The sequence below is a fragment of the Hydrogenophaga sp. genome, assembly GCF_030373225.1.
Taxonomy (GTDB): domain Bacteria; phylum Pseudomonadota; class Gammaproteobacteria; order Burkholderiales; family Burkholderiaceae_C; genus Hydrogenophaga.
Genome location: NZ_JAUCZG010000020.1, coordinates 45,235 through 65,689, shown reverse-complemented (window position 1 = coordinate 65,689; position 20,455 = coordinate 45,235). Strand labels below are relative to the sequence as shown.

The 20,455-nt window shown below is 66.0% G+C and carries 16 protein-coding genes, 2 tRNA genes and 1 pseudogene; 3 read left to right on the top strand and 16 right to left on the bottom strand.

Features of this window, described 5'->3' with window-relative positions:
* The 8 genes from rseP to rpsB all read right to left on the bottom strand — a co-directional run bounded on the left by rseP (nucleotide 1) and on the right by rpsB (nucleotide 7,493).
* Nucleotides 1-1,365, bottom strand: a complete 1,365-nt coding sequence (gene rseP, locus QUV35_RS12495; protein WP_300874358.1) for an RIP metalloprotease RseP — start codon at nucleotides 1,363-1,365, stop codon at nucleotides 1-3.
* A gap of 56 nt (nucleotides 1,366-1,421) precedes the next feature.
* Nucleotides 1,422-2,606: a 1-deoxy-D-xylulose-5-phosphate reductoisomerase gene (gene ispC / locus QUV35_RS12490; RefSeq protein ID WP_300874356.1), complete on the bottom strand. Its 1,185-nt coding sequence runs from the start codon at nucleotides 2,604-2,606 to the stop codon at nucleotides 1,422-1,424.
* Between the two features lie 5 nt (nucleotides 2,607-2,611).
* Nucleotides 2,612-3,445, bottom strand: coding sequence for a phosphatidate cytidylyltransferase (locus tag QUV35_RS12485; RefSeq protein ID WP_300874353.1), 834 nt, complete (start codon nucleotides 3,443-3,445; stop codon nucleotides 2,612-2,614).
* Nucleotides 3,438-4,196 carry a polyprenyl diphosphate synthase gene (gene uppS / locus QUV35_RS12480; protein WP_300874387.1) on the bottom strand — a complete coding sequence of 253 codons (759 nt, stop codon included), beginning with the start codon at nucleotides 4,194-4,196 and terminating at the stop codon, nucleotides 3,438-3,440. The genes QUV35_RS12485 and uppS overlap by 8 nt, the downstream gene beginning before the upstream one ends.
* Before the next feature lie 46 nt (nucleotides 4,197-4,242).
* Nucleotides 4,243-4,803 carry a ribosome recycling factor gene (gene frr / locus QUV35_RS12475; RefSeq protein WP_056277813.1) on the bottom strand — a complete coding sequence of 187 codons (561 nt, stop codon included), beginning with the start codon at nucleotides 4,801-4,803 and terminating at the stop codon, nucleotides 4,243-4,245.
* A 40-nt stretch (nucleotides 4,804-4,843) separates the two neighbouring features.
* A complete protein-coding gene (gene pyrH, locus QUV35_RS12470) occupies nucleotides 4,844-5,554 on the bottom strand; it encodes a UMP kinase (RefSeq protein ID WP_056277817.1) in 711 nt (236 codons plus the stop codon).
* Nucleotides 5,555-5,706: 152 nt separating this feature from the next.
* Nucleotides 5,707-6,624, bottom strand: a complete 918-nt coding sequence (tsf, locus tag QUV35_RS12465) for a translation elongation factor Ts (RefSeq protein ID WP_300874349.1) — start codon at nucleotides 6,622-6,624, stop codon at nucleotides 5,707-5,709.
* Between the two features lie 113 nt (nucleotides 6,625-6,737).
* Nucleotides 6,738-7,493 (bottom strand): 30S ribosomal protein S2, encoded by a 756-nt coding sequence (rpsB, locus tag QUV35_RS12460; RefSeq protein WP_300874347.1) that lies wholly within the window; start codon nucleotides 7,491-7,493, stop codon nucleotides 6,738-6,740.
* A gap of 258 nt (nucleotides 7,494-7,751) precedes the next feature.
* Here rpsB and QUV35_RS12455 point away from each other — a divergent pair, with 258 nt between their 5' ends.
* Nucleotides 7,752-9,032, top strand: a complete 1,281-nt coding sequence (locus QUV35_RS12455) for an FAD-dependent oxidoreductase (RefSeq protein WP_300874385.1) — start codon at nucleotides 7,752-7,754, stop codon at nucleotides 9,030-9,032.
* A gap of 14 nt (nucleotides 9,033-9,046) precedes the next feature.
* Nucleotides 9,047-10,636: an NAD(P)H-hydrate dehydratase gene (locus QUV35_RS12450; RefSeq protein ID WP_300874344.1), complete on the top strand. Its 1,590-nt coding sequence runs from the start codon at nucleotides 9,047-9,049 to the stop codon at nucleotides 10,634-10,636.
* A gap of 10 nt (nucleotides 10,637-10,646) precedes the next feature.
* Here the strand turns inward: QUV35_RS12450 and QUV35_RS12445 are convergent, their stop codons facing one another.
* The 3 genes and pseudogenes from QUV35_RS12445 to rnr form a co-directional block, all read right to left on the bottom strand.
* Nucleotides 10,647-11,198, bottom strand: coding sequence for a YggT family protein (locus QUV35_RS12445; RefSeq protein ID WP_300874341.1), 552 nt, complete (start codon nucleotides 11,196-11,198; stop codon nucleotides 10,647-10,649).
* A gap of 69 nt (nucleotides 11,199-11,267) precedes the next feature.
* The gene (locus QUV35_RS12440; protein WP_300874338.1) at nucleotides 11,268-12,251 is read right to left on the bottom strand and encodes a gamma-glutamyl-gamma-aminobutyrate hydrolase family protein; all 984 of its coding nucleotides are present in this window, start codon (nucleotides 12,249-12,251) and stop codon (nucleotides 11,268-11,270) included.
* A pseudogene (rnr, locus tag QUV35_RS12435) lies at nucleotides 12,248-14,581 on the bottom strand (ribonuclease R); the annotation flags it as partial. The pseudogene rnr and the gene QUV35_RS12440, both read right to left, overlap by 4 nt.
* 1 nt (nucleotide 14,582) lies before the next feature.
* Between rnr and QUV35_RS12430 the strand changes: the two are divergent.
* A tRNA-Leu gene (locus QUV35_RS12430) sits at nucleotides 14,583-14,667 on the top strand.
* Between the two features lie 169 nt (nucleotides 14,668-14,836).
* Here QUV35_RS12430 and rimO read toward each other — a convergent pair.
* From rimO to QUV35_RS12405, 5 genes are all read right to left on the bottom strand, one after another.
* Nucleotides 14,837-16,222: a 30S ribosomal protein S12 methylthiotransferase RimO gene (gene rimO / locus QUV35_RS12425; protein WP_300874335.1), complete on the bottom strand. Its 1,386-nt coding sequence runs from the start codon at nucleotides 16,220-16,222 to the stop codon at nucleotides 14,837-14,839.
* 103 nt (nucleotides 16,223-16,325) lie between these two features.
* A complete protein-coding gene (gene phaR / locus QUV35_RS12420) occupies nucleotides 16,326-16,862 on the bottom strand; it encodes a polyhydroxyalkanoate synthesis repressor PhaR (RefSeq protein ID WP_300874331.1) in 537 nt (178 codons plus the stop codon).
* A 220-nt stretch (nucleotides 16,863-17,082) separates the two neighbouring features.
* Nucleotides 17,083-17,159 (bottom strand) — tRNA-Val (locus QUV35_RS12415).
* A gap of 47 nt (nucleotides 17,160-17,206) precedes the next feature.
* The gene (locus QUV35_RS12410; protein WP_300874328.1) at nucleotides 17,207-19,507 is read right to left on the bottom strand and encodes a bifunctional (p)ppGpp synthetase/guanosine-3',5'-bis(diphosphate) 3'-pyrophosphohydrolase; all 2,301 of its coding nucleotides are present in this window, start codon (nucleotides 19,505-19,507) and stop codon (nucleotides 17,207-17,209) included.
* 13 nt (nucleotides 19,508-19,520) lie between these two features.
* Nucleotides 19,521-20,441, bottom strand: coding sequence for an alpha/beta hydrolase (locus QUV35_RS12405; protein ID WP_300874325.1), 921 nt, complete (start codon nucleotides 20,439-20,441; stop codon nucleotides 19,521-19,523).
* Nucleotides 20,442-20,455: the final 14 nt, after the last annotated feature.

Sequence of the window (20,455 nt, the reverse complement as noted above, 5' to 3'; positions counted from 1 at the left end):
TCAGCCAGCCAAGCGGGCCACATCATTGAACAAGGCAACGGACATGAGCGCCATGAGGACCACGACACCACCGCGCTGCAGGCGCTCCATCCAGACATCAGACACGCTGCGACCGGTCACACCCTCCCAAAGATAATACATCAGGTGTCCCCCGTCCAAGACCGGCAATGGCAGCAGGTTCAGCACGCCCAGACTCACGCTGATGAGGGCCAGAAACAGGATGTAAGAGGTGATGCCCAGGCTGGCAGATTTGCCCGCGTAGTCGGCGATGGTGAGCGGTCCGCTGAGGTTCTTGACCGAGGCCTCGCCGATCACCATGCGCCCCATCATCTTGAGCGTGAGCCACGACACCTCCCAGGTGCGCACGACACCCTTGAGCAGGCCATCCACCGGCCCGTGGCGCACCGTCACCATCTCGGGAGCGGCACCAATGTAGGCGCCCACCCGTCCCACCCACGCATCCCCCTGCCTTTCGGGCACAGGCTTCACCGTCAGTTCAAGGCGCTGGCCATTGCGATCGACCAGCCATGTCTGCTCGATGCCTTCTCCGGCGGGGCCCGTCGCTGCGCGAATCAGCGCGCGCAGCCGCTGGCCGTCCGGGACGGTGCTGCCGTCGACGCTGCGCACGGTGTCGCCGGCGAGCAAACCCGCTGCCGCTGCGGCACCGCCCGCCATCACCTCACCCACCACGGGTTGCGTCCAGGGGCCGGTGATGCCGATTTTCTGGAACAGGGACGCATCGGCCTCGCGCACGTCCAGACCGGACAAGGGCAAGACCACCGAACGCGCTGGCCCGCCTTCCTCATTGCTGACGCGCAGGGTCATGTCTTCGTTGGACAGCGCGGCCTGGGTCAGGCGCCAGCGCAGGTCTTCGAAGGAGTCCACGCCAGCCAGGTTTTCTTCATCAGGACCCGCCTGGGCGACCCACTCGCCACCGCGCAGGCCCGCCGTCTCTGCCAGCGAGCCGATGGCGGGGCTGGCCAGCACCGGCCTGGGCTCCTCGACACCGCTCCAGTTGACGGCGGCGTACAGCGCGACGGCCAGCAGCAGGTTGGCTGCCGGCCCGGCCGCCACGATCGCGGCCCGGGAGCGCAAGGGCTGGGTGTTGAAGGCGAGGTGGCGTTCGGCCGCATCGACCGGGGCCTCGCGCTCGTCGAGCATGCGCACGTACCCGCCCAGGGGCAAGGCACACAACACGAATTCGGTGGGACTGCCCTTCTTGCGCCAGGTCAGCAGCGGTTTGCCGAAGCCGACCGAAAACCGCAACACCTTGACCCCGCAGGCCACAGCCACGCGGTAGTGCCCGTATTCATGCACCGCGATCAGAAGGCCGAGGGCAACCACAAAGGCAACGAGTGTGAGCATGGTGTTCGGATCGTGAAGTTGAAAACGTCGGCCTCAGTGCCGCCCGGTCCGGGCCTTCAGCAAGACAGGCGATCGACCTGGGCCTGCGCCAGGCGCCGGGCCTGCTGGTCGATCGCCAGCAGGTCCGGCAGGTCGTTCGGTTTGGAGGGGACCAATCCCTGCAAAGTTGCATCGTTGATGGCATGGATCTGGTCGAAACGCAAGCGCTTGTCGAGAAACGCTGCCACGGCCACTTCGTTGGCCGCGTTGAGCACCGCGGTCGTGCCGATGGGGCCTTGCAGCGAGTCCCAGGCCAGCTGCAGTCCGGGAAATCGCTGGCCATCCGGTTTCTCGAAGGTCAGAGCGCCCAAGGTTCCGAAGTCCAGCGGCTCGGCACCGGAGGCCATGCGTTCGGGCCAGGCAAGGCCGTAGGCGATCGGCACCCGCATGTCCGGCGTGCCGAGCTGTGCCACCACCGAGCCATCGGTGTATTGCACCATCGAATGAATCACGCTCTGGGGATGGATCACCACCTCGATCTGCGCGGGCGGCAAGCCGAACAGGTAGCAGGCCTCGATGACCTCCAGCGCCTTGTTCATCATCGTGGCCGAATCGACCGAAATCTTGCGCCCCATCACCCAGTTGGGGTGCGCGCAGGCCTCGTCGGGCGTCACCTGCGACAGCGACTGCAGGTCGCGCGTGCGAAACGGGCCACCGGAGGCGGTGAGCACGATCTTCTCCACCCGCCGCGACCAGGCGGCGGGGTCGTCCGGCAAGGACTGGAACACCGCGGAATGTTCACTGTCGATCGGCAGCAAGGTGGCACCGCCGTCGCGCACCGCCTGCATGAACAGCGCGCCGCCCACCACCAGCGCCTCCTTGTTGGCCAGCAGCAGCTTCTTGCCCGAGCGGGCAGCCGCCAGGCTGGGTGCGAGCCCTGCGGCACCCACAATCGCCGCCATCACGGCGTCCACCTCCGGGTCCGACGACACATCGCACAAGGCTTGTTCGCCCGACAACACCGTCACCTTCAACCCGAGTTGATGGACGCGCTCGGCCAGCTGGGCCGCGTGGGCGGGGCTGACCATCACGGCATAGCGGGGCGAGAACTGCCGGCACTGCGCCAGCATCAGATCGACCTGGGTGGACGCGGTGAGGGCAAACACACGATAGCGCTCGGGATGGCGCGCCAGCACATCGAGGGTGCTCTTGCCGATGGACCCGGTGGATCCGAGGATGGTGATGGACTGGGTGTCGTTCATGAAGATCAAAGAGTGGCAAACATCATCGCCAGCGGCAACACCGGCAGCAGGGCATCGACCCGGTCGAGCACACCGCCATGTCCTGGCAGCAGGTTGCTGGAGTCCTTCACGGCCGCGCTGCGCTTGACCAGCGACTCCACCAGGTCGCCCACGACGCTCATGGCCACCAGGAAAGCAAGACACGCCACCGCCAGCCAGGGACCGAACGACCACAGGCGTGCGTACAGGCTGACCGCGCCGCCCTGGGCCAGCGGGTCTGCCCAGAGCCACCCGGCGGCGAGCAGGAAGACGCCGACGAAGCCACTCATGGCACCTTCCCATGTCTTGCCCGGGCTGATGCCGGGCGCCAGCTTGCGCCGGCCGAACGTCTTGCCACCGAAATAGGCCGCGATGTCGGCCATCCACACCAGCAACAGCACCGACAGCAGAAAGCCTAGGCCCAGCAGCCGGGCCTGCACCATCGCCACCCAGGCGCACGCGATCAGGAACAGTCCCACCCACAAGCGCAAACCGGCTGGCCATGTGCTCCAACCCGCCACGCCACGGCGGAGCATGACCACGGCGAGCACGACCCACGAGGCGCCCACACCGATCCACAACGGGCGCCACGACCGCTCCAGGCCGCCCGACAGCCAGAAGGCAACCAGCGCCGCACCCAGGCCCAGCCCGAGCGCGAGTGCCAGGCGCGAACCCACACCATTGAGGCGGGCCCATTCCCATCCGGCCGCCACGATCAGCAGCAGCGTGAGGGCGGCAAAGGGTTCGATGGCGGAATGGAACAACGCGGGCAACAAGACCGCCAGCAACAGCACGGCGGTGATGACGCGTTGTCTAAGCATGTCGATCGCCGCCCACCGCCAGCAAGGGCTCGCCCTGGGTGACCTGCTCGGAGGTCCGGCCGAACCGGCGTTCGCGGTTGGCGTACTCCAGCAAGGCACGGTCGAGTTCGGCGGCATCGAAGTCCGGCCACAGGCATTCGGTGAACACCAGCTCCGTGTAGGCCGCCTGCCAGAGCAAAAAGTTGCTGATGCGAAGCTCGCCCCCGGTTCGGATCAACAGATCGGGATCGGGAACGTGTGACAGGGCCAGCTCGCTGTTGAGGCTCTCTTCGGTGATCTCGCGGCCCTGCGCGGCCAGTCGCTGCGCGGCCTGGGCAATGTCCCAGCGCCCGCCGTAGTTGAAGCAGACGTTGAGCACCAGCTTGTGGTTGTGCGCCGTGGCCCGTTCGGCGTCGATCAATCCCTGCACCACGCGCCTGGACAAGCCGCGACGGTCGCCGGGAAAGTGCAGCCGCACGCCGTTGCCTTCGAGCGTGGGCACCTCGCGCGAAAGCGCCACCACCAGCAAGTCCATGAGGCTGGAGACCTCTTCAACCGGACGGTTCCAGTTCTCCGACGAGAAGGCAAACACGGTGAGCACGGTCACGTCGCGCTCGAGGCAGGCCTTGACGACGCGGCGCAGGGCCTCGACCCCTTGCTTGTGACCCGCCACGCGGGGCAACCAGCGCTTTTGCGCCCAACGCCCGTTGCCATCCATCACGATGGCCACATGGCGAGGCCGGGCGCTGGCCAGCGGGTCCTGTTCGGGCATCGGTGAAGGCATGGCGTGGGGGTTTGCGGGCGAAGGTGGGTGGTGTTCAGACCGCCATGATGTCCTGTTCCTTGCCGGCGACAAGGCGATCCACCTCGTTGATCACACGATCGGTGAGCTTCTGGATGTCTTCCTGCGAGCGGCGATCGTCGTCTTCTGAGGCCAGCTTTTCCTTCACCAGCTTCTTCACCTGTTCGTTGGCGTCGCGACGCAGATTGCGGATCGCGATCTTGGCCGCCTCGCCGTCGCCGCGCACCACCTTGGTGAGCTCCTTGCGGCGCTCCTCGGTCATGGGGGGCATGGGAACGCGGATCAGGTCGCCCTGGCTGGACGGGTTCAGGCCCAGGTCGGACTCGCGGATGGCTTTTTCAATCTTGGCCCCCATGCCCTTTTCCCACGGGGCAACACCGATGGTGCGCGAATCCAGCAAAGTGAGGTTGGCCACTTGCGACAGCGGCAGCATGGAACCGTAATAGTCCACATGCACGGTGTCGAGCAGCGCCGGATTGGGGCGACCGGTGCGGATCTTGGTCAGACCGTTCTTGAACGCTTCCACCGACTGCATCATCTTGTGCTCGGCGGTTTTGCGGATGTCGTCAACGCTCATGGAAACTCCTCATTTCAGCAACTGGGTGAACACACGGGCTTCACACATGGACCAGCGTACCTTCGTCCTTGCCCATCACCACGTCCCGCAATGCGCCGGGCTTGAAGATGGAAAACACCTTCACGGGCAGTTTCTGGTCGCGGCACAGGGCAAAGGCCGTGGCGTCCATCACCTGCAGGTTCTTGCTCATCGCCTCGTCAAAGGTGATGGAGGCGTAGCGGGTGGCGGTCGGGTCCTTGTTCGGGTCGGCGCTGTACACGCCATCCACCTTGGTGGCCTTGAGCACGATCTCTGCCCCGATTTCAGCACCGCGCAGGGCCGCGGCCGTGTCGGTGGTGAAGAAGGGGTTGCCGGTTCCGGCGGCGAACACGACGACCTTGCCCTCTTCGAGGTACTGCAATGCCTTGGGACGCACATAGGGCTCGACCACCTGCTCGATGGCAATCGCCGACATCACGCGCGCCACCAGTCCGGCCTTGTCCATGGTGTCGGCCAGCGCGAGCGAGTTCATCACCGTGGCGAGCATTCCCATGTAATCGGCGGTGGCGCGGTCCATGCCGACCGAGCCGCCAGCCACGCCGCGAAAGATGTTGCCGCCGCCAATGACGATGGCGACCTGAACCCCGAGACGCGTGACTTCTGCGATTTCTTCCACCATGCGAACGATGGTCGCTCGGTTGATGCCGAAGGCGTCGTCGCCCATCAGGGCTTCACCCGACAACTTCAGCAGAATCCGTTTGTAGGCAGGCATGTGGCACTTTCAGGTAGCAAAAACAGAAAACCCAGCCGGCAAGTGTACCGAGGAGACGCCCATCGGCACCGGTGGTGCACAAGACAACGGGCCTTGCGGCCCGTGGTCTTGTGCAAGGCAGCATGGAGCTGCATGAAGCAGGCGAAGCCCGGTCAGGCGCCTTTGGCGGCGGCCACCTGGGCAGCCACTTCGGCGGCGAAGTCGTCCACCTTCTTCTCGATGCCCTCGCCCACCACGTACAGGGTGAACCCCTTGACGGTGGTGCCCGTGGCCTTGAGCATGGCCTCGACGGTCTGCTTGTCGTTCTTCACGAAGGGCTGGTTGAACAGCGACACTTCCTTGAGGTACTTCTGGACCGCGCCATCGATGCGCTTGGCCACGATTTCGGCGCTTTGCGCAGGCTTGCCGGCGGCCAGCAGCTCCTTGTTGGCTTCGTCGGCCTTGGCCGTGGCCACCGAACGCTCGCGCTCGATGAACTCGGCAGGCACGTCGTTGCTGGTCAGGGACACGGGCTTCATGGCGGCCACGTGCATGGCGACATCCTTGGCTGCGCCCTCATCGCCTTCGAATTCAACCACCACGCCGATGCGGGTGCCGTGCAGGTAGCTGGCCAGCTTGGCCGCGCCGCTGTAAGCCTTGAAACGGCGGAACGACATGTTCTCGCCGATCTTGCCGATCAGGCCCTTGCGCACATCTTCCAGCGTCGGGCCAAAGCCGTCCTGGCTGTAGGGCAGCGCGCCCAGCGCCGCCACGTCGGCCGGCTGGTGTTTTGCCACGAGCTCGGCGGCCGCGTTGGCCAGTGCCAGGAAGCTGTCGTTCTTGGTCACGAAGTCGGTTTCGCAGTTGACTTCGATCAAGCCGCCGTTGGCGCCTTCGATGAAACCGGCCACGACGCCTTCAGCCGTCACGCGGCTGGCGGCCTTGCCGGCCTTGGTGCCGAGCTTGACGCGCAGCAGTTCCTCGGCCTTGGCCATGTCGCCGTCGGCTTCGGTCAGGGCTTTCTTGCACTCCATCATGGGAGCGTCGGTCTTGGCGCGCAGTTCGGCGACCATGCTTGCGGTAATTGCCATCTGGGTTCTCCTTGTCGCCGCCGCACCCGCTGGGTGTGGTCGGCTCTGTTCAGTGATCGGATTTCGGTGTGAAAAAGGGGCTCACAAGCCCCTCTTTCATGGGAGCACGGCCTTCAGGCGGCGGTGTTTTCCTTGACTTCGACGAATTCGTCCGAGCCTTCTGCGGCAACGGCCTTCACGACGTCGTTCACGGCGTTGTTGCGGCCTTCGAGGATCGCATCGGCGATGCCGCGGGCGTACAGCGCCACGGCGCGTGCCGAGTCGTCGTTGCCGGGGATCACGTAGTCGATGCCGACAGGCGAGTGGTTGGTGTCGACCACGCCCACGAGCGGGATGCCGAGCTTTTGCGCTTCAAGCACCGCGATCTTGTGGAAGCCCACGTCGATCACGAAGATGGCGTCGGGCAGGGCCGTCATGTCCTGGATGCCGCCGATGTCCTTCTCGAGCTTTTCCATCTCGCGGGAGAAGGTCAGCTGCTCTTTCTTGGTCATGGTGTCCAGGCCGGCTTCTTTTTGAGCCTGCATGTCCTTCAGACGCTTGATCGAGGTCTTGACGGTCTTGAAGTTGGTGAGCATGCCGCCGAGCCAGCGCTGGTCGACGAAGGGCACGCCGGCACGACGGGCTTCCTGGGCCACGATGTCGCGCGACTGGCGCTTCGTGCCCACCATCAGGATGGTGCCGCGGTTGGCCGAGAGCTGACGCACGAACTTGGCCGCGTCTTCGAACAGCGGCAGCGTCTTCTCGAGGTTGACGATGTGGATTTTGTTGCGGTGGCCGAAGATGTACGGAGCCATCTTGGGGTTCCAGAAGCGGGTTTGGTGACCGAAATGGACACCGGCTTCCAGCATTTCGCGCATGGAGATTGACATGAGTTGACTTTCCAGAGGTTGAGTCTTAAATCCGGCCCCGATCGCCTGTGACCGACCGATCACTCTGGATTCGGTGGCATCAGGCAACACCCGGTTGGGCCGGTTTGCGATTGACCTTGCGGTGTCAGGGTGGCAGGGATGCCGGCCGCTGACTGCAAAGCCCGTCGAGTATAGCAGCCTGCCCCCTCCTCCCGGCCTCGGGCACTGGCCGGCGGCCGGCACAATGGAGCTTTCAGGGAGCCTGGTTTGAAAATCGCGGTGGTCGGAGCGGGGGTCGTGGGCATCAGCAGCGCGCACGAATTGTCGTTGGGCGGGCACGAGGTGACGGTGTTCGAGCGCCGAAGCACGGTGGCCGAAGAAGCCAGCTTCGCCAGCGGAGCGCTGATCGCGCCGGGCTGGGCCGCGGGCTGGGGGCTGGCCGGGCGGCAGCTCGGGTGGCCGTGGTCCAGCCACAGCGACGGCCTGCACCTCGCGCGCCTTCCCACCGGCAGCGAATGGCGCTGGCTCTGGCAATGGCGCCAGCTCCGGCGTGGACCGCAATGGGCCGCCAGCCAGGGCCAGGTGCAGGGCTTGATGCGCTACAGCCAGCAGCGTCTGGAGGCCATCACCGACCAGTACCAGTTCGATCACGACCGCAGCCACGGCATGCTGGTGTTGCTGAGAACCGAGCAGGAGGTCGCCCACGCACAGGCGCCATTGCAGCAGCTGCGCGACCAGGGGCTGCCCGCCCAGCTCATCACCGCGGCCGAAGCCCGGGGTCTGGAGACAGCACTCAGCTCCGAAACGCCGCTGCAGGGCGCGATCGAGCTCGGTGGGGAAGCGGTGGCCAACTGCAGGGAGTTTGCCGTGCTGCTGCGCGCTCGGGCCCTGCAGGCGGGTTGCCGGTTCGAGTTCAACACCGTCGTCGGCCGCATCGATGCGCTGGCACCCACGGGCTTTCGTCTCGAACTGGCCCACACCGCGTCACGCCCGCCCAACGAAGCTGCGAGCGCGTCGGCCCGAACATTCGATGCGGTGGTGGTGTGCGCCGGGGTGGCCAGCGCCGGCCTGCTGAGGCAGCTGGGCCTGAACCTGCCCCTTCAGTCGGTGCAGGGCCATTCGCTCAGCGCTGCGGTCAGGGAGCCGATGGACGCCCCGCAGTCGGCCGTGCTGGATGCGCACCAAGGTGTGTCGATCGCCCGCCTCGGGCAGCGCGTGCGCGTCGCGGGCGGCCACGACTGGGGACGTCGCACCGGAACGCCGTCCAAAGCCGCCTTGCAACGGCTCTACAAGGTGCTGTCCGACTGGTTTCCCGGCGCGGTTCGGCTGGGCGGCCCGGCGGGCAACGTGCAGGCGTGGTGTGGCGCGCAGGCCGAGCTGCCCGACGGCCTGCCCTTGATCGGCGCCAGCCGGATACCAGGCCTCTGGCTGAACCTGGGCCACGGCGCCTGCGGCTGGTCCATGGCGTGCGGCTCGGCGCGGGCACTGGCCGATCAGGTCGATGGCCGACCGAGCGACATCGATCTGACCCCTTTTTCACCCCGCCGGCACGGAATCTGAGCCAGACTGCGACCATGCGAAGCATCGACAGCCACCAGCGCGAAGCCTTGTTCGACACGGCGGGCACCCGCCAGTTGGAACAGGTGGCGCAGGCCGCCCTGCCCGCTCACACCCTGATGGCGCGAGCCGGGCTTGCTGTGGCCCGGCTGGCCCGGGCACTGGCGCCCCATGCGCAATGTATCTGGGTGGCCTGCGGCCCGGGCAACAACGGAGGTGACGGCCTGGTCGCGGCGATGCATCTGCACCGTTGGGCCGCGGGCAGCAACAGCGGTCTCAGAGTCATCGTCACCCACGCCGTGGACGGGCATGCCGGCGAAGAAGCGCTTCCAGCGGATGCCCGATGGGCCTTGGCAGAGGCACGTTCGGCCGGCGTGGTCTTCCAGCCGGATGCGCCCGAAAGCTTCGACCTCGCGATCGATGCACTGCTGGGCATCGGCGCCGGCCGGCCTCTGCAAGGACGCCTGGCGAGCTGGGCCATGGGGTTGCGCACCACGGACGCACCGGTGTTGTGCGTCGATCTGCCCAGCGGTCTGCAGGCCGACACAGGGCAGTTGGCACCGATCGAAGAAGCGTCTGCGGTTCGTGCCCATCGAGCCGGTCCGCGCCACACCTTGGCACTGCTCACCCTGAAGCCCGGTTTGTTCACCCATCAGGGCCGCGACGCGGCCGGCAGGGTCTGGCTGGACGATCTGGGCGTGCGTCCATCCGCGTCGGTGGCGCCCACAGCCTGGCTCGCGGGCCGAGCGGCGCCAGGCGCGACCAGAGCGGACAAGGCACACGCCAGTCACAAAGGCAGCTTCGGCGACGTGGTGGTGATCGGCGGCCAGGGCATCGCAACCAGCGGCGCCGGCATGACCGGCGCGGCCGTGCTGGCGGCCCGGGCCGCCCTGCACGGCGGCGCCGGAAGGGTGTTCGTCGGCCTGCTGGAAAGCGGCGCGGCCAACGAAACCCGCTGGGATCCGGTCTGTCCGGAACTGATGTTTCGACGTCCGCAAACCTTGGCCGACGAGGCCTGGGTGGAGCGAGCCTGCGTGGTCTGCGGTTGCGGCGGCGGCTTGTCGGTGGCAGCGGTCCTGCCCCGGTGGATGGCCGCCGCCACCCTGGTGCTCGATGCCGATGCACTCAACGCGGTGGCCAGCGACACCGCCCTGCAGACCCTGCTGGCGCAGCGCACGTCCACCGCGCAGGTGACGGTGCTGACCCCTCACCCGCTGGAGGCGGCCCGGCTGCTGGGTTGCAGCACCGCGCAGGTGATGGCCGACCGGCTGCGGGCGGCCCGGACGCTGGCCGAGCGGTTTGGCGTGATCTGCGTGCTCAAGGGTTCGGGCACGGTGCTGGCCGCGCCGAACCGTGTGCCGATGATCAATCCGACAGGCAACGCCGCGTTGTCCACGGCGGGAACGGGCGACGTGCTGGCGGGCATGATCGGCGCCGCACTGGCGGGCTCCCCGGCACCCGGGCAGGGCACCCTCGATCGGGTGGCTGGCGCCGTGTTCCAGCATGGCTGGCTGGCCGACCATTGGCCTGCCGACGGTCAATCGCCTGGGGTGCCAGCGGGTCTGGTGGCCGGCGAACTGGCCCGTCGCGTCAGGCCGTTCGACTGAAGAACGCCGTTCAGCCGAGCAGCATCAGGCCGATCTGCAGCAGGATGATGAGCAGCAGAACCGACAGATCGACACCGCCAACCAGCGGCACCACGCGCCGGATCGGGCGCAGCAGGGGTGCACACAGCCGATCCAGCGTGGCCAGCACCGGCGACTGCGGCTGTACCCAGGACAGGATCGCGTAGCCGATCAGCAGGATCATCAGTCCCTGCAACAGGGTTCGCACCAGGATGCGCAGCGCCATGGTGAGGATGGTGATGACCCAGGTGGCGGGCGACACCGACAGGTCGGACACGCCCGAGGCCAGCATCAGCCAGATGCCGCCATACGCCAGCGCCAGCAGGATCGCCGACAGCAGGCTTCCCCAATCGATCCTGCTTTGCGCCAGCGCGCGCGGCAGGATGCGCCGGACCGGCTGCACCAGCCAGTCGGTGACCGCGATCGAAAACCGTCCGGGTTGGGCCGACATGTGCACACGCAGGTGGTTCATCCACGCGCGCAGCAAGGCCATCGCCATCAGGAAGAAGAACAGCGTCTCAAGCAGGAAAAAAACGATGCGCATGCTGTGCGGGTCCGGTTGGGAATGACAGTGAAAGGTGTCTCGTTGCCCGGTCGGTGGAGCGCCGTCCGCTCACGCGCCCACCAGCCGCAGCGGTGGCCGGGGCACACGTGGATCGGGCTCGCGGCCAGCGGTCAGGCGCTCCATCGCCGCCTCGCGGGAGGCCTCGAGAAAGTCCAGCATGATGGGCGAACTGTCGGCCAGCGCGTGACGACCGTGATGGAACTCGGGGTGCCACTGCACGCCCCGTGCGTACGCGTCGCCCGTCCAGCGGATCGCCTCCACCAGACCATCGAGCGTCGACACGGCCTCAACCACCATGCCCTTGCCGAGCTCTGCGACCGCCTGGTGGTGGATGCTGGTCACCCGCAATTGCGAAGCGCTGGGGTAGAGCTTGGTGAGGGCCGTTCCCTGCAGAAAGGTCACGTCGTGTTCGAGTTGGTCGTACAGATCGGTGTCCACATGGGCGTGGGCGGCCGGGCATTGGGTGGAGATGTCCTGGTAGAGGGTGCCGCCAAACGCCACGTTGAGCAGCTGCGCCCCACGGCAGACGCCGAGCACCGGCTTTTTTTGCGCCAGGAATGTCCTGAGCAGGGCCAGTTCGTACCGGTCGCGCACCACGTCGCCCTGCCAGCGCGGGTCGATCGGCGCCTGACCGTAAGACTGGGGCGCCACATCCGCCCCACCCTGCAACACCAGCGCGTCCAGTTCCTGGACCACGTGCTCCACCTTGAGGTGGCGAGCGGCGTGTTTGCTGTCGTGCGCCACGGCGGGCACCATGAAGGCAATGGCTCCATGCTCCATGATCCAGTGCGCCAGCGACTGCTCGATGTACTGCAGGTTCTTGTTGCGAAACCCCAGTTCCAGCGGTACCTGGTAGAGCAGGCGGGCCGACACGCCGATGCGCAAGGAGCGCTCGGTGGGCAACGGGCCGACCTTGGGGACACGCTTGATGGCTGGCGCCAACCGCACACGGGTGCTCGAAACGGCCTCCAGCGCAGCGGATCGCGCGGGGGCCTTCTTCAACCCGGAAGTGACGGTTTTGCGCTCGCTCAACGCCGGCTCTTTCTGGGCTGGTTGGCGGTGCTGCGTGCAGCGCCGCGATCGGACTTCTTGCCCGCTGCCTTTTTGCCCGGTGGCTTGGTGTCCGGCGCCGGTGCGCGGGGCGCCCTGTCCTGGCGGCCAGCGGCTGCGGGCTCGGCGCCCCTGCCCCGGCTGGCCTTGCCGCCGCGCCCAGGGCCCGCAGCGCCTTCGGGGGTGCCAGCCTGACCGGTTTTGTCACGCATCGCGCGCAACACCAGGTCGTCCTCGCCGCTGACCAATCGAAAGTCGATCCGCCGACCATCGAGGTCGACGCGGCTGACCTGCACCTGCACGCGGGTGCCCAGTGCGTAGCGGATGCCGGTTCGCTCGCCGCGCAGTTCCTGGCGGGCCTCATCGAAACGGAAGTACTCGCCGCCGAGTTCGGTGATGTGCACCAGACCTTCAACATACATGGCATCGAGCGTGACAAACAGACCGAAGCTCGTCACCGAGCTCACGACGCCACTGAACTCCTCGCCCAGGTGTTCGCGCATGTACTTGCACTTGAGCCAGGCCTCGACGTCGCGGCTGGCCTCGTCGGCTCGGCGCTCGTTGGCACTGCAATGCAGGCCGGCGGCCTGCCAGGCCAGCGTGTCGACCGACGGCTTTTTCACCACCTCCCCCACCGCCAGCGGCTTGGCGCGACTGGCCAGGCGTTTGCTCAGCTTGGCGTGGGCCTCGCCCGGCGTGGGCAGCACGGGCAACTCGTAGCGCTGGCGGGCCAGGATCGCCTTGATGACGCGGTGCACCAGCAAATCGGGGTAACGGCGGATCGGGCTGGTGAAGTGGGTGTAGGCTTCGAAGGCCAGGCCGAAGTGCCCGCTGTTGACCGGCGTGTAGATGGCCTGTTGCATGGACCGCAGCAGCATGGTGTGGATCTGCTGCGACTCGGGACGGTCTTTGGTCGCGGCCGCGATCTTCTGGAAGTCGGCCGGCTTGGGGTTGTCGCCGATGGTCTGCGACACGCCCATGGCCTTGAGGTAGTTGCGCAGGATCTCCTGCTTCTCCGGCGTGGGGCCTTCGTGCACTCGGAACAGGCCGGTGTGTTTGCCCTCGCTGATGAAATCGGCCGAGCACACGTTGGCCGCCAGCATCGCTTCTTCGATCACCTTGTGTGCATCGTTGCGCGTGCGCGGGATGATCTTCTCGATGCGGCCTGATTCGTCACAGACGATCTGCGTTTCGGTGGTTTCGAAATCGACCGCGCCGCGTTCACCACGCGCGGTGAGCAAGGCGCGGTACACGTCGTGCAGATTGAGCAAATAGGGCACCAAAGCCTTGCGCTGACTTGCTTCGGGCCCACGCGTGTTCTGCAGGATGGCGGCCACCTCGGTGTAGGTGAACCGCGCATGGCTGAACATCACCGCCGGGTAGAACTGATAGGCGTGCACCTCGCCCTTGGCGTTGACCAGCATGTCGCAGACCATGCACAGGCGCTCCACACCGGGATTCAAGGAACACAGCCCGTTGGAGAGCTTCTCCGGCAGCATGGGAATCACCCGGCGGGGGAAGTACACCGAGGTGGCTCGCTCGTAGGCGTCAACGTCGATGGCCGAGCCTGTCTGCACATAGTGGCTGACATCCGCAATGGCCACCAGCAGGCGCCACCCTTTGCCTTTGCCGACCTTGGCCGGCTCACAGTAGACAGCGTCGTCGAAGTCGCGTGCGTCTTCACCATCGATGGTGACCAGAGGCACATCACGCAGATCGACACGGTTCTTGTGATCGGCGGCGCGCACATGGTCGGGCAGCGCGCGCGCCTGCGCCATCGCCGCATCCGAGAACTCGTGCGGCACGCCATATTTGCGCACCGCAATTTCGATCTCCATGCCGGGATCGTCGATCTCGCCCAACACCTCTTTCACCCGACCCACAGGCTGGCCGTACAAGGCAGGTGGTTCGGTGAGCTGCACGACCACCACCTGCCCGGGCTTGGCCGAGCCGGTGGCCCCCTTGGGGATCAGGACGTCCTGCCCGTAGCGCTTGTCTTCGGGCGCCACCAGCCACACACCACTCTCCTGGAGCAGGCGGCCAATGATGGGGGAGTCAGAGCGTTCGACGATTTCCGTCACGCGACCTTCGGGTCGACCCTTGCGGTCCAGCCGCACGATGCGGGCCTTGACCCGGTCCCGGTGCAGCACCGCTCTCATCTCGTTGGACGGCAGGTAGATGTCGGCCTGACCATCGTCGCGGACCACAAAACCATGGCCGTCCCGATGACCGGAGACGACACCTTCAAATTCGGCCAACAGGCTGTTTTTTTCGTTCACTTTTTCTCTGCTATGATTGCGTTTTTCCTGAAATGCCCAGGTGGCGGAATTGGTAGACGCACTAGTTTCAGGTACTAGCGCTGAGAGGCGTGGAGGTTCGAGTCCTCTCCTGGGCACCAATCATAAAGGCTTGCAAACGTGATGTTTGCAAGCCTTTTTCTTTGGTCCCGGCAGCAGCAAACGAACCAACGCTTGCTGGCGCGCTGCAGAGATGCTGCGAAATCTGAAGCAGGCAAAGGAGGGCCGGTGCCGCGAGGCCAGGGCTGAGCCGGACCCGCGCCATCGCCTTCAAATCGGGACCGCCAGCAGGTCGTGCCCCTGCGCAGCAACGATCCTCGCCTTGGTGAATTCACCGACCTTCAAGGTCTTGCTGATCTTCTCGGGCGGCAGCAAACGCACCAGCCCATCGATCTCCGGTGCGTCGGCATAACTGCGGCCGACACCGCCCTTTTTGCCCATGCCGGGCGCCGAATCCACCAGCACCTGCATGGTCGCGCCCACGCGCTGCTGCAGCTTTTGCGCCGACACCTCCTCGGCCACCGCCATGAAGCGTGCGCGACGTTCCTCACGCAGGGCGTCGGGCACCGCATCGGGCAGCGCATTCGCCACCGCCCCCTGCACGGGTGAATAGGCAAAACAACCGGCACGGTCGATGTGCGCCTCGCGCAGGAAGTCCAGCAGGTGATCGAACTCGGCTTCGGTCTCGCCAGGAAACCCCGCAATGAAGGTACTGCGCACCACGATCTCCGGGCACAGTTCGCGCCAGCGTGCAATGCGCTCGAGGTTTTTCTCGCCGCTGGCCGGGCGCTTCATGCGGCGCAGCACATCGGGGTGGCTGTGCTGAAGCGGCACGTCAAGGTAGGGAAGGCACAAACCCTCGGCCATGAGCGGAATGATCTCGTCCACATGCGGATAGGGATACACATAGTGCAGGCGCACCCAGGCGCCATACCCCTTGGCCAGCTCGCCCAGCGAGCGCACCAGATCGAACATGCGCGTCTTGACCGGCTTGCCATCCCAGAAGCCGGTGCGGTACTTCACGTCGACGCCATAGGCCGAGGTGTCCTGGCTGACCACCAGGAGTTCCTTGACGCCCGACTCGAACAGTTTGCGCGCTTCGGTCAGCACATCACCGATCGGGCGGCTCACCAGATCCCCGCGCATCGACGGGATGATGCAGAAGGTGCAGCGGTGGTTGCAGCCTTCGCTGATCTTCAGGTAGGCATAGTGGCGAGGGGTGAGCTTGATGCCCTGTGGCGGCACGAGGTCCACGAAGGGATCGTGCGGCTTGGGCAGATGCAGGTGCACCGCGCTCATCACCTCGTGCGTGGCGTGCGGACCGGTCACCGCCAGCACGCTGGGATGCATCTGCCGCACCAGATTGCCGCCGCCTTCGCCCTCGCGCGCGCCCAGGCAGCCGGTGACGATCACCTTGCCGTTCTCCGCCAGGGCCTCACCAATGGTGTCCAGGCTCTCGCGGACCGCGTCGTCGATGAACCCGCAGGTGTTGACGATCACCAGATCGGCGCCGGCAAAGGTCTTGGAAGTTTGGTATCCCTCGGCACTGAGTTGTGTGAGGATGAGTTCGGAGTCGGTGAGCGCCTTGGGGCAGCCCAGGCTGACAAAACCGACTTTGGGGGCCGCGTTGGCGACCGGGACAAGCGTTTCAGACATCGCCCGATTGTCTCAGACCTGCTGCAACAGCGCAGAGCTCACGAGGGCGTGTCGATCCGGCCCTCGGGCGCCGCGGGCTTCGGCGGCGCGCGAAGCCCGGGGTTCAGCGCTTGAGTCCGAGCGCTGCGAGCATCTGCTCGCTGTTCTTCTGCATCTGCTCCTGCATCTGCGTGAACGCGCTGCGCGACTGTTCAAGGTAAGTGCCCATCATGCCCTGCATCATCGGCGACTGCACATTCATGAATTGCTTCCAGGCTTCCGGGTTCGCGCCGCTGGATTGCTCGGTCATCTTGTGCTGCAGGTCCATGAAGATCTGCACGTTCTTCTCGAGGTAGGCGCCCATGAAATCCTGCATGGCGTGCCCGTAGAAACGGATGATGTTGGCCAGCACCTGCTCGGTGAAGATCGGCACGCCCGCGGTTTCTTCCTCCAGGATGATTTGCAGCAGGATGCTGCGCGTGAGATCGTCGTTGGTCTTGGCGTCGCGAACGACAAAGGGCTCGTTGTCCATCACCAGCGTCTTGACTTCGGCGAGCGTGATGTAGGAGGACGTGTCGGTGTCGTACAGACGCCGGTTCGGGTACTTCTTGATGACGCGCACGGCGGGCTGGCTGCCGCTCTCGGCCTTGTTTTTTTGCACTGATGGATCTTTCTGGGAATGGGAAGGGACCCACCGCTGCAGGCCGGGGATCGCAGACCATTCTAAAAACGCCGGCGCCTCGCCGGGCCATGGGTTTTCCCTGTGCACAAAGAGGGCAGCGCGGGCGTTGAATTCGGCCAGCACCAAGGCGCGTGGGCAACAAAAAAGCCCGACACAGGGCCGGGCTTGCTTGCTGGATGCCTTGCATCCGGAAAAAGTTTGGTAGGCGCGATTGGACTCGAACCAACGACCCCCACCATGTCAAGGTGGTGCTCTAACCAGCTGAGCTACGCGCCTACAAACGATTCGAAGCTGCGAAGTATAGCAGGCCCGAGAGGCCGTTTTCAGCGCCGGCGCACCTCGCGCACACCGGGCACGTCGCCCACCACGGCCATCGCTCGGGCAACCTGCCTCGCGTCGACCACTTCGATCGTGAAAGTCATCCACGCCACCCCGCGCACAGACTGGGTCTGCACGCCGATGACGTTCATCTTTTCGCGGGCGAAGACGTCGGAGATGTCGCGCAGCAAACCCTGCCGGTCCTGCGCTTCGATGCCCACATCGACCGGATACACCGCGGCCTGGCCGTCGCGCCCTGCTCCGCTTTGCCCGCTCCATTGAACTTCGATCACGCGGTCCGGGTTCTTTCGCTGCAGGTGGGCGAAGTCGGTGCAGTCGGCGCGGTGGATGCTCACGCCCTTGCCGCGCGTGACAAATCCGCCGATGTCATCGGGCGGTGCGGGCTTGCAGCATTTGGCCAGCTGGGTCATGAGCGAGTCCACGCCCACCACCAGCACGCCCCCGGCCGCCGGGCCGGTGTTTTTGCGGGGCTTCTTGAGCCACACCGGTTGCTCGTTCGCCGGCGCCACTTCGGGAGGACGCAGGTGCTGCTCGATGGCGCGCAAGGACAGCTCGTCCTTGCCCACCTGCTCGAACAGCTCCTGGGCCGACGCGAGCCCCATGGACATGGCGAGGTCGTCGAACTTCAGGGCCGTGCGGCCTTCGCGCTGCAGCAGCTTCTCGACCGCCTCGCGCCCGCGCGCCATGGTCTCTTCCATGGCTTGCGCGTTGAACCATGCGCGCACCTTGCTCTTGGCGCGGTGGCTGACGAGGTAGCCCAACTCACCGTTGAGCCAGTCGCGCGAAGGACCGCCTTCCTTGGCCGCCGTGATCTCCACCGTCTGGCCGTTCTGCAACGGCGTGTTGAGCGTGACCATGGCGCCGTCGACACGCGCGCCGCGGCAGCGATGCCCCAGGCTGGTGTGCACGGTGTAGGCGAAGTCCACCGCGGTCGCCCCCTGCGGCAGTTCGACGATGGCCGCGTCGGGAGTGAGCACGTAGATGCGGTCTTCAAACAGGCCGTGGGCCGCACCGCTGAGGTCGCGCTCCCAGGCCAGCAGTTGGCGCAGCACGGCGATCTTGGCGTCGTAATCCGAGCTGGCCGTCACACCGGCATAACCCTTGGCGCCGGCCTCCTTGTAGGCCCAGTGCGCCGCCACGCCGTGCTCTGCATGGTCGTGCATGGCCTGCGTGCGGATCTGGATCTCGAAGGCGCGGCCCTGCTCGTCGCGCACCACCGTGTGCAAAGACTGGTAGCCATTGGCCTTGGGTTTGGCGATGTAGTCGTCGAACTCGTCCGCCACCGGCACAAACTGGGCATGCACATGCGCCAGCACGGTGTAGCAGTCGTCCAGTTGCGGCACGATCACGCGCAGCGCCCGGATGTCGAACACCCGATCGAAATCGAGCGACTTGCCGCGCATTTTCTTGACGATGCTGTAGATGTGCTTGGGCCGCCCCTGCACCGAGGCCGCCACACCTTGGCGCTTCAAGTCGTCCTCGAGTTGCTGGCGCACCTGCTCGACGTGGAGTTCCCGCTCGGCGCGCTTCTCGTCCAGCAAGCGGGCCACGTCCCTGTAGGTGTCGGGCTCCAGGAACCGGAAGGCGAGGTCTTCCATTTCCCATTTGATCTGCCAGATGCCCAGGCGGTTGGCCAGGGGGGCGAACACGTGCAGCGATTCGCTCGCCAACCCCAGCCCCGGATCGCCCTTGCAGGCGGCAAAGTAGCGCAAGGTCTGCAGGCGCGAGGCCAGTCTGAGCATGACCACACGCAGGTCGCGGGAGAAAGCCAGCAGCATCTTGCGGACGTTCTCGGTCTGGCTCGCGGCCAGCTCGGACACCGGGCTCTTGTTCGTGGTCGATGCGACCTGATCGAGCGCTGCCAGCCGCTCCTCTTCCTTCTTGGCCTGAACCTCGGCGGTCTTGATGCGGGCCTGGCGCTGCAACTGCACCAGCTTGGTGGTCTCCAGGGCAAGGGCGGCGAAATTTTCGCCAAATGCCTTGGTGATCACCTCCTGGGGCCGGTTCAGGTACTGGCAGGCATACACCAGGTAGGCAGCAGCCTGCATGGCCTCGGAACCGCCAATGTCGGCCAGCACGTTGGCCACGGCATCGGCATGCGCCAGGATGTTCTCACCGGTGTCGAGTTCTTCGTGGGCGAGCAAGGGCTCTGCAAACGCCCTGGCCCGCACCAGTGCCTGCGCCTGGTGGGGCAAGCTGTCGGCGGTGGCCGCGACGATGGCCGACGGCACCACCACCGGCGCGTCGGCCACGTCGGCCTGGCCCGAAGAAGAAGATCGCTTCATGCCGATCGCCCCGTCAGGCCGACCACAGGAAATCCCGCACCGCCGCCACCTGGTCGTCCGCCACCAGGGTGGGCGCATGACCGACGCCGGCAAAGGTCACCAGCTGCGCCATGGGCCCGCGCCGGGTCATCTCCAGCGCGGTGGCTTGCGTGAGCAGATCGGACATTTCGCCCCGCAGCAGCAGCGTGGGGGCCTTGATCGCGTCGTACAGGCCCCAGAGCGCAGCCTCGCCAGCCTGCACGATCTGCCGGGCCGTCGCCTCGTCCGCGCTGGCGGTCATGGCCTTGAAGGGCACGGCGATCGCAGGGTCGTAGTGCAACCACCAGCGACCGTCTCGTTCGCGCAGCAGTGGCAGCGACAGCGCACGCCACTGCTCGGGCGTGTGCGGACCGAAACCGCTTGAGATGGTGGCCAGGTAGTCCACCGCCGACTGCTCGCTGTCGAACGACGGATTCAGACCGAGGTAGGTGCCGATGCGCAGCAAGGCCTCCCACTGGATCACCGGGCCCACATCATTGAGGACCAGTCGCCGAAGACCCACCGCTGGCTGGGCCGCCAGCGCCATGCCGATGAGGCCACCCATGCTGGTGCCGACCCAGTCGATCCGGACATCGGGCGTTTGCGCTTTCAGGTGCGCCACGAAGGCAGCGAGGTCGCCCGCATAGGTCGCGATCTGGTAGCCCATCGGATCGGCCAGCCAGTCGCTGTGTCCGCGTCCGGCCACATCCACCGCAATGACCCTCGAGCGCTGGCACAAGGTTCTGGCCAGGGTGTTGAAGTCCAGCGCCTGGCGCGACAGGCCGTGCACACAGAGCACAACACTGCGCAGATCAGCGGCCTGGCACGACCACTCGTGATACGCCAGGCGACGGGGTGCGCCGGTCGTGGCGGCAGCGCCGCCCACGGTGAAATACTGGAGTTGGTTGGCTTGCATGAGGCGATGGGGTG

Excerpts from the sequence above, each read along its gene's own strand:
- rseP (WP_300874358.1), bottom strand. The coding sequence starts at position 1,365 with ATGCTCACACTCGTTGCCTTTGTGGTTGCCCTCGGCCTTCTGATCGCG.
- ispC (WP_300874356.1), bottom strand. The coding sequence starts at position 2,606 with ATGAACGACACCCAGTCCATCACCATCCTCGGATCCACCGGGTCCATC.
- QUV35_RS12485 (WP_300874353.1), bottom strand. The coding sequence starts at position 3,445 with ATGCTTAGACAACGCGTCATCACCGCCGTGCTGTTGCTGGCGGTCTTG.
- uppS (WP_300874387.1), bottom strand. The coding sequence starts at position 4,196 with ATGCCCGAACAGGACCCGCTGGCCAGCGCCCGGCCTCGCCATGTGGCC.
- frr (WP_056277813.1), bottom strand. The coding sequence starts at position 4,803 with ATGAGCGTTGACGACATCCGCAAAACCGCCGAGCACAAGATGATGCAG.
- pyrH (WP_056277817.1), bottom strand. The coding sequence starts at position 5,554 with ATGCCTGCCTACAAACGGATTCTGCTGAAGTTGTCGGGTGAAGCCCTG.
- tsf (WP_300874349.1), bottom strand. The coding sequence starts at position 6,624 with ATGGCAATTACCGCAAGCATGGTCGCCGAACTGCGCGCCAAGACCGAC.
- rpsB (WP_300874347.1), bottom strand. The coding sequence starts at position 7,493 with ATGTCAATCTCCATGCGCGAAATGCTGGAAGCCGGTGTCCATTTCGGT.
- QUV35_RS12450 (WP_300874344.1), top strand. The coding sequence starts at position 9,047 with ATGCGAAGCATCGACAGCCACCAGCGCGAAGCCTTGTTCGACACGGCG.
- QUV35_RS12445 (WP_300874341.1), bottom strand. The coding sequence starts at position 11,198 with ATGCGCATCGTTTTTTTCCTGCTTGAGACGCTGTTCTTCTTCCTGATG.
- rimO (WP_300874335.1), bottom strand. The coding sequence starts at position 16,222 with ATGTCTGAAACGCTTGTCCCGGTCGCCAACGCGGCCCCCAAAGTCGGT.
- QUV35_RS12410 (WP_300874328.1), bottom strand. The coding sequence starts at position 19,507 with ATGAAGCGATCTTCTTCTTCGGGCCAGGCCGACGTGGCCGACGCGCCG.
- QUV35_RS12405 (WP_300874325.1), bottom strand. The coding sequence starts at position 20,441 with ATGCAAGCCAACCAACTCCAGTATTTCACCGTGGGCGGCGCTGCCGCC.